This is a genomic window from Thermoplasmata archaeon, assembly GCA_035632695.1.
Taxonomy (GTDB): Archaea; Thermoplasmatota; Thermoplasmata; order RBG-16-68-12; family RBG-16-68-12; genus RBG-16-68-12.
The window spans coordinates 1-7,988 of record DASQGG010000214.1 but is presented as its reverse complement, the minus strand read 5'-3'; the positions used below and the strand labels follow the sequence as shown (position 1 = coordinate 7,988).

Below are 7,988 nucleotides of genomic sequence, written 5' to 3'. Positions count from 1 at the left end.
ATTAAGTCTTCCCACCGACGGAGTTGGCCTTTTTCTCGGGGCGGTGGGGGCGGGAAACTACGGCGGGCTCTCTTTGTCGCTTCTCCGAGCAGAGTCGGGTTCTTGGTCCTCAGCTTCCCCCGTGCGCAGATATCCTCGAGCGCGCGCGCAAGGTAGCGGAGGCAGCGCCTACCTGCTCACGAGCTGACGCACGAGTGCATCGAGGGCGTCTAGCTTGCGTTCGATCTCGGCAAGCTTACTCGACACCCATTCGTGGTGCGCTCGCAAGTCCCTGTCAAGGCTGACCGTACCGGGGACGATCATTCTTACCCTCGTCTCCGAATGGTGAGCGAACATTAAAGTGGAAGGTGCCCGCCCCGAGAGGGGCGGGCGGTGGAAGGATGCCACGGGGTGGGCAGTCAATCCGGGCTGATTGAAGGCCGTTCTGAGGGAACGTTTCGAATCCCACGTGGAGTTCCGCCGCGGAAAACCAGGTGTCGGCTCCGACCGGCTCCGCTCCTCACGACCTCCCGAATGACCCTACGTAGCTGTCGAGGGCATGTTGGCTCGCGTACCAGGAGCGGCCAATCTTCACGGCCTCCAGGATTCCTTGTCGAGCGCGGAGGGACAGGTACTCCTGCGAATACGGGCTTCCGGGGGCGAGCCGCTTCAGCGGGACGAGCACGCGCTTGGGATCCGCCGCCGACAAGAACACAACCAGGCCCTCGTCCACCGCGCGGAGGATGAACGCCGCGAACGGTCCATTCCGTCCTCGATCGGCCTCTTCAAGGAACGCATAGTAACGCCGGCGGTCTTCCACGCGGAGGACAACCGGGGGATACCCCGCGCTCATCAGGACGAGGTTCGCTGCCAGCCGGGCGGTCCTCCCATTCCCGTCGACGAAGGGATGGATGAAGGCAAGTCGGTGATGGAGGAAGATTCCCCGCAGCACCGGCTCCCGGATGCTCCGGATCTGCCGGAACATCTCATCGAGCATCGGGACGATTTCGGAGGAGGTGGGCGGCACGTGAGCGGAGCCGCCGATCCACACCTGTTCCCTTCGATACGTCCCGGAGCTCTCCATCGTCCCCCTCGTTATGAGTTCGTGGAGATCCCGCAAGGCGGCGTGGTCGAAGCGGAATCCCCGCTTCGCGTGCGCCCAGACCCAGTCGAACGCCTGCGCGTTGTTCGTTGCCTCCAAGTGTTCACGGAGACTCTTGCCTCCGATCGTCAACCCCTGCTCCAAGACCAGCCGGGTCTCCTTCAGAGTCAGGGTGTTCCCCTCGATGGCGTTGCTGTGGTACGTATGGTATAGCCGCAATTGCCGATGCAACCGCTCGACGACGTCCTTCGCGAGGGGTCTACGGGACGTGAGCTCCTTCAGGTTCCGCTGGACTCTTCCCCACACCCCGGGAGGCAGGTCAGTCACGGATATCGGTATCGGCATTGTTTTCGGATATCCGATACGTGTCCCGATATATATCGGTATCGCCAAGACTCGAGAACATCCGATATCGCCGCCGAGGCTCCCGCGATGGACGGTTCACGGCAGAGAGCGTTGAAGGGACTTCGAATCCCGCCGAGTCCGTGTCCTCTTTTGAATCCGATCCAAGATCTTGGCTCGGCAAATCCACTCTCAGATGCCTGAGCGCCGAGCGCCAACGCCTCCTCGAAGCCTCGCCGCAGACGCGTCGGCGCTTCCCTCTGCGGCCGCATGATTTACTGTCGTAGTCGTAATTTCATTTTCGCTCGCGCTCTCTCCGCGTGTTCAACCGCACGGCATCGAGAACGAGTGCCATGAGCGCTGCCTCGTCTACAGGGACGCCTTCGTGGAAATCGGTGGCGCGAACCGTCTTGCTTTCTAGACGCGTATTGAAGAGCTTCTTCGGATCCTTCATCTGAGCGCCTTTGGGGAAGGTCAGCCTCACGGCGTTCTTGAGCGTATCTGCCACGCAGGTTATCCCATCATGCGACCAAACGGGGACTCCCATTGGTCTGGAGGGTTTCTTCCACTTCACATCTTCGACCACGGCAGGGTCGGCCTTCTTGATCAAGGCACGCAGCTGTGCCAATTTCGTGCCCCGCCACTCACCCGGATCCTTGATTATGGCATCGATCTGTTGAGACGGGGACTTCCCTTTCGGGGGAGGACCTGTCGTCGTTTTCGTACTCAGCCCACCGCCCGCTTCACCAGCGCTTCAATCTTCGCCTCTTCGGCGGCCGTCAACTCCTTCAGCGCGAAGGCCACCGGCCACATGGCGCCTTCGTCGAGGTTCGCCTCGTCGCTGAAGCCGAGCGTCGCATACCTGGTTTTGAACTTCGCGGCGTCTTGGAAGTGGCAGACGACCCTTCCGTCCTTGGCATACGCGGGCATGCCGTACCAGAGTCTCGGGGTGAGGGCGGGTGCGCTGGCTCTGATGATCGCATGGACTCGCTTGCCCAGGGAGCGATCCGGTTCCGGCATGGCGGCGATCTTCGCGAGCACGGCGCTTTCCGGGTCCGCTTCGTCCGCCTTCATCTCTTTGACGCGCTCCTTCATCGCAGCGCGTTCCTCCTCCGTGAATCCCTTGGACTTCTTGCCGCTGGCGGTGCCGCTCTTGGCGGACTTCGATGAGCCCTTCTGTGAAGGTGGCATGGTGCCGCTCTCCCGCTCGCGGAAACGGATTCCGTACTTAAGTTACACCCTTTCCTCTCGTTCAGGAATGGCTCTCGGGAGCGGTCCTGCCACGTCCGCGATGAGGCGTTGCACTTCCTCGGTCGCGAGTGGATGATTCGTGAAGCCACGCCGGCCTCGAGAACTGCGATGAGACCCAGCGGTCCACCTCCCCCGCCACGAAGGCGGGAAGGGGCCGCGTGTGCGGCGGAAACCTTAACCGAGCTTCCGCTCTCGCCGCGCCGGGGGAAGGCTACGGGCCTCGAAGAGAACAAGGAGCTTGTGCGTCGCCAGTTCGAGCTACTGAGTTCAGGGGATGCGAAGGGCGCGGTGGCCCTCTGGGCAGCCAGTGCGCCTGTCATTCCAGATCCGCCGTCATGGGACGTTAGCCAAAGCAGGGACCCGGACTTACCGTGGTCCTGGTCGATCTTCGGGACTTGAGCCGACGTCGAACTCGTTTGAGGGAGCGCGCTCCACGCGGGTTTCTACGTGGTCGGCACGTTCGGTAGGACGATGAACGTGCCCACCCCGTGTCCGACGAGGCGGCCCTCGCCGTCTTCCAGGCGCATCTCCGCGACGGCCTGCCGCTTGCCCACCTTCACCACGCGGCCCACACAACGGAGTGCGCTGCGCTGGACCGGTTCGAGCAGATGGACCGAGAACTCGGAGGTGGCCACCCAGCAGGAACGGTCCGTCGTTGCGGCCACGGTGAACCAACCGGCGGTGTCCAGCATCGTCGCGTACACACCGCCGTGGACTCCCCCAAGCGCATGGTCGAGGTTCGGATTGTACGGGAGGTCGACCACTGCGCCTCCTTCCTCGTTGTAGGAAAGGCGCATCCCGAAGAGCCGGGCGATGGGCGCCCGCTCCTGAAAGAGTCGAAGCAGTTCGGTCCTCCGCTCGAGGCTGGCCATCTTCTCCCCACTTCCTCGCACCGGATGGCGCCGTTTCGCTTCAAGGTCGCGGTCCGGCCTCCTGACCGGAAATCCAGTCAGAGAGGTCGAGATCCGACTCGGGCCACGCAGAGGGTTCAGATATGACGCTCGGGAAGAGCCGCATCGCGCTCGAGTGTCCAGATTTCTCCAAAATTTAGGGCGACCGAAACCCTACAATACCTACCATAAGGTCATATAACGGCGTTATCGAGGTAGTCGACCGCCCGAAGGGGCGGGAAGGCCCTGACGTGTCGAAAGCCGCGCGCACCCAGCTCGACGCCGAAGAGGAGCAATCCTGCCCCGAGTGCAAGGGCATCCATCTCGTCCTCGACGAGGTCCGCGGCGAACTCGTCTGCGATTCGTGCGGCCTCGTGCTCCAGGACCACGCGCTCGACCGGTCCCCCGAATGGTCCGCGTACGCCCCCGAGGATGCGGCCCGCCTTGCGCACACGGGAGCACCTCGGGATCCCTTGTCGGGGGCCACGGGGCTGACCACGGTGATCGCCGTCCCCCACCGGGACGCCCACGGGAACGCGATCCCGTCCGGGGAGCGGGGCGCGTTCTACCGGATGCAGAAGCTCCAGCGTCACTCAAGCCACGCGTTCCCCGGGGAGCGCAGCCTCCCGACCGCCATCCGGGTCCTGGACCGGTACGCGTCGCTCCTCGCCCTTCCCAAGACCGTGCGGAACGAAGCGGGATTCCTCTGCCGCAAGGCCTTCCAGCGGCAGCTCGCCCGCGGGCGGTCCATCGAGACCCTCGTGGCCGGAGCCGTGTACGCCGCGTGCCGGATCGACGGCGTGCCCCGGACCCTCGACGAGCTTCAGCAGGTCACCGGGATCCGCAAGACCCGCATCGGCGCCGCCTACCGCACCCTACACCGGGAGCTCTCCCTGGCCATCCACGCATCCCAGCCCGCGGACTACGTCCAACGGTTCTGCTCCGAACTCGGCCTCAGCGCGCACGTCGAACGGGAGGCGTTTCAGCTCCTCCAGGTCTTCGAACCGCCCGAGAGCGCGACCTCGGTGTCCCCGTGCGGCACGGCGGGCGCGGCGATCTACCTGGCCGCCCTCGTGTGCGGCGAACCGCGGTCCGAGAAGGCGATCGCGAAGGTGGCCGGCGTGAGCGAGGTCACCCTCCGGAACCGGTTCCAAGCGATGCGAGCGATCCGTCCCGAGGTCGTGACCCCTCGGGGTCGAGTGCCCAAGGCGCCGCGACCCTAGGTTGCGCGGACTCGTCTCTTGCGCCCGACCGGTCGGGAACAGCCTTCAAATAACCGGTCGCCGCCTCCCTCATCCGGCGCGCTCACGCCGCGGGTCCGGAAGGGAGTACGATGACGAGCCAGGTTCTCCGGTCGGTCAAGGCGCAGCGCGGCAAGACCCTGCGGTGCAAGGGCTGGAAGCAGGAGTCGCTCCTGCGGATGCTCGAGAACAACATGGAGAACGCGGAGGCACCCGAGCGGCTCGTGATCTACGGCGGCATCGGGAAGTGTGCCCGGAACTGGGAGTCCTACCATGCAATCGTGGACGCCCTCCTCCATCTCGAGAGTGACGAGACCCTCGCCATCCAGTCCGGCATGCCCGTCGCTGTGTTCCGCACGCACCGCCTGGCGCCGCGGGTCGTCATGGCGAACACGAACATCATGCGTGCCACGTGGCCCGTGTTCTACGACCTGCAGGACAAGAACCTGACCATGTTCTCCCAATACACCGCGGGCCCGTGGGAGTACATCGGCACGCAAGGCGTGATCCAGGGGACGTTCGAAACACTGGGCGCGATTGCGGCCCAGCACTTCGGCGGATCCCTCGTCGGCCGCATCCTGTTCACCGCAGGCCTCGGCGGCATGGGGGCGAACCAGCCACGGGCGATGACCATGCACGGGGGCGTCTGCCTGGTCGTGGACGCGAACCCGGCCATCGTTCCGGTCCGAATCCACAAGAAGTTCCTCGACGTGCAGGCGGAGACCCTGGAGGAGGGCATCGAGCTCGCGGAGGAAGCGAAGCGGGAGAAGCGCGCCCTGGGCATCGGCCTCGTCGGCAACGCGGCGGAGCTGTTCCCGCGGGCGCTCAAGCGGGGTTGGAAGCCCGACATCGTCACGGAGATGTGCCCCTGCCACGACCCGATCTCCTACATCGCGGAGGGGTACACGCCCGCCCGCGCGGAGGCGGCGCGACGCAAGGACCGCGACGCGTACCTGAAGGAGGCACGGGCGTCCATGAAGCGCCAACTCAAGGCCATGGTGGGCTTCCACGCGAAGGGCGTCCAAGTCTTCGAGTATGGCACGAGCATCCGCAAGGAGTGCCGGGACGCGGGCATGCCGGAGTCCGAGGCTATGCGGATCCCCGGGTTCGTGGCGGCGTACATCCGGCCCCTGTTCACCATGGGGCGCGGGCCGTTCCGGTGGACGTGCCTGTCCGGGGAGGTGAGCGACCTCGCGGCCCTGGACGACCTCGTGCTCGAAATGTTCCCCCACGACGCGACGACGACCCAGTGGATCCGGCTCGCCCGGTCCACGTTGCCCATCGAAGGGTTGCCGGCGCGGGTCTGCTACCTAGGGTTCGGGGAGCGCAAGGCGTTCGGGCTCCGGGTGAACCGGATGATCCGAGAGGGGCCGGTCTCCGGCCCCGTGGCGTTCTCGCGGGACAACCTGGATTCCGGCTCCATCGTGAACCCGACGTTCGAGTCCGAGAAGATGAGGGACGGCAGCGACCTGATCTCCGACTGGCCCTACCTGAACGCCCTGCTCAACACCGCGGCGATGGCCGATCTGGTCGCGATTCAGGCGAACTACTCCATGGGCGAGGCCGTGCACACGGGCGTCACGATGATCGCGGACGGGAGCGAGGAGGCCGACCTCCGCCTCGAGGCCTGCCTCACGACGGACTCCGGGATCGGCGTCGTGCGCCACGCCCAGGCGGGCTACGAGACGGCCCGCAAGGTCGCGGAGGGCAAGGGACCTCTGACGGACGAACAGATCAAGGTGCCCCTGTGGTGGGAACCCCATGCCACGTTCGGTCCCGAGAGAGGGACACGAGACCGCCGGGGACCCCACGCCCGTGGCAAGTGACGCCCCCGCGCCGAAGGCGATTGCTGCCTAGCTAGGTTGTGGGGAGACCTTTGACGAGGGCCCGCCCGGATAGGCTTGCGGCGTTTCATGGAGGCGGACCGGCCGCCCACGCGACGGTGGCTCCAAGCCCTTAAGTCCGGGGACCGATGTGGTCGCCACGACCCAAGGGGTCCCGATGGCGACGGTCAGCGTCCGGTACATCGTGAACGATGTCGACTCGGCGATCGCATTCTACACCCGCCACCTTGGCTTCCGTGAGGTGATGAATCCAGCCTCTGCGTTCGCGATGCTCGAGCGGGGCGACCTGCGCCTCGTCCTTAGCCAACCGAACCCCCAGGGAGGCGGCGGGCAGCCCATGCCCGATGGCCGGAGGCAGGAGCCGGGAGGGTGGAACCGGTTCTCCATCGAGATCGAGGACCTCGGCGCCACGGTCGCCGCGCTGCGCAAGGCGGGAGCTCGGTTCCGCAACGACATCGTGGAAGGGGTCGGTGGGCGGCAAATCATCGTGGACGATCCCTCCGGCAACCCGGTCGAGCTCTTCCAGCCCACCCGGTCCGAAGCCCGTCTCGGATCACGACGTTGAGCCATCACCCCGGCGCGCCCTTGCCGCACGGGGAGGTATATCGGAAAAGGACAAACCCTCGGGCCGGCTTCCCGGGCGGGGTGACCGGGTGGCCTTCCCGCGGGTGCGTGTGCTCGAGACGGCGGACCTCGACGCGATCGACGCGGCGACGCGGGTTCTGCTCGCGGAATCGGGGGTCCACGTCCACAGCGTCCTCGCCCAGAAGGCCCTCGTGAAGGCGGGGGCGCGGCTCGTTGACCGCGGTCCGCGGCTGCAGATTCCCGAGGACGTCGTGCGCGAGTCCCTGAAGAAGGCACCCCATGAGATCCTGCTGGCTTCGAGGGATGGGAAGCGCGACATCCGGGTGCCCGACGGCCACACATACGTCTCCACAGACGGCTGCGGCGTGCACGTCCTCGACCTCGAGACGGACGAACGCCGGGAGAGCACGACGAAGGACCTCGCCGATCTTACGCGCGTGGGCGACGCCCTGGAGCCCTTGGACTACCAGTGGCCCATGTGCGTCGCGGGGGACGTCCCCAGCGAGATCCACGGCCTCGTCGAGACCGCCACCACCCTGGAGAACACCACGAAGCATATCCAGCACGAGGCGCTGTCTGCCCACGAGGCCGAGGCCATGATCTCCATGGCGGCGGCCGTCGTCGGCGGCCGCGAAGGACTCCGCCACCGTCCCATCCTCTCGTCGATCCAGTGCCCCGTCAGCCCGCTTGTGCTCGAGGAGGGATCCACGGAGGCCCTGATCCGCTTCGGCGCCGCAGGCGTCCCCGTGGCCCC

General features: G+C 65.9%; 8 protein-coding genes. 4 read left to right on the top strand and 4 right to left on the bottom strand.

The window, feature by feature from the left end; all coding sequences use genetic code 11:
* Positions 1 to 499 precede the first annotated feature (499 nt).
* From VEY12_13255 to VEY12_13240, 4 genes are all read right to left on the bottom strand, one after another.
* On the bottom strand, positions 500 to 1,408 hold the full coding sequence (locus VEY12_13255; GenBank protein ID HYM41090.1) for a Fic family protein: 909 nt from the start codon (positions 1,406 to 1,408) through the stop codon (positions 500 to 502).
* Between the two features lie 310 nt (positions 1,409 to 1,718).
* Positions 1,719 to 2,051, bottom strand: coding sequence for a DUF1801 domain-containing protein (locus VEY12_13250; GenBank protein ID HYM41089.1), 333 nt, complete (start codon positions 2,049 to 2,051; stop codon positions 1,719 to 1,721).
* Between the two features lie 98 nt (positions 2,052 to 2,149).
* The gene (locus VEY12_13245; protein HYM41088.1) at positions 2,150 to 2,614 is read right to left on the bottom strand and encodes a DUF1801 domain-containing protein; all 465 of its coding nucleotides are present in this window, start codon (positions 2,612 to 2,614) and stop codon (positions 2,150 to 2,152) included.
* Positions 2,615 to 3,117: 503 nt separating this feature from the next.
* A complete protein-coding gene (locus tag VEY12_13240; GenBank protein HYM41087.1) occupies positions 3,118 to 3,546 on the bottom strand; it encodes a PaaI family thioesterase in 429 nt (142 codons plus the stop codon).
* A gap of 269 nt (positions 3,547 to 3,815) precedes the next feature.
* Between VEY12_13240 and VEY12_13235 the strand changes: the two genes are divergently transcribed.
* The 4 genes from VEY12_13235 to VEY12_13220 all read left to right on the top strand — a co-directional run.
* Positions 3,816 to 4,787: a TFIIB-type zinc ribbon-containing protein gene (locus tag VEY12_13235; GenBank protein ID HYM41086.1), complete on the top strand. Its 972-nt coding sequence runs from the start codon at positions 3,816 to 3,818 to the stop codon at positions 4,785 to 4,787.
* A gap of 110 nt (positions 4,788 to 4,897) precedes the next feature.
* Positions 4,898 to 6,631 carry a urocanate hydratase gene (locus VEY12_13230; protein ID HYM41085.1) on the top strand — a complete coding sequence of 578 codons (1,734 nt, stop codon included), beginning with the start codon at positions 4,898 to 4,900 and terminating at the stop codon, positions 6,629 to 6,631.
* 175 nt (positions 6,632 to 6,806) lie between these two features.
* Positions 6,807 to 7,214, top strand: a complete 408-nt coding sequence (locus tag VEY12_13225) for a VOC family protein (GenBank protein ID HYM41084.1) — start codon at positions 6,807 to 6,809, stop codon at positions 7,212 to 7,214.
* A gap of 88 nt (positions 7,215 to 7,302) precedes the next feature.
* A partial coding sequence (locus VEY12_13220) for a trimethylamine methyltransferase family protein (GenBank protein ID HYM41083.1) occupies positions 7,303 to 7,988 on the top strand: 686 nt, incomplete at its 3' end.

Coding starts and splice junctions, on each gene's coding strand:
- VEY12_13225 (HYM41084.1), top strand. CDS start 6,807: ATGGCGACGGTCAGCGTCCGGTACATCGTGAACGATGTCGACTCGGCG.
- VEY12_13240 (HYM41087.1), bottom strand. CDS start 3,546: ATGGCCAGCCTCGAGCGGAGGACCGAACTGCTTCGACTCTTTCAGGAG.
- VEY12_13230 (HYM41085.1), top strand. CDS start 4,898: ATGACGAGCCAGGTTCTCCGGTCGGTCAAGGCGCAGCGCGGCAAGACC.
- VEY12_13245 (HYM41088.1), bottom strand. CDS start 2,614: ATGCCACCTTCACAGAAGGGCTCATCGAAGTCCGCCAAGAGCGGCACC.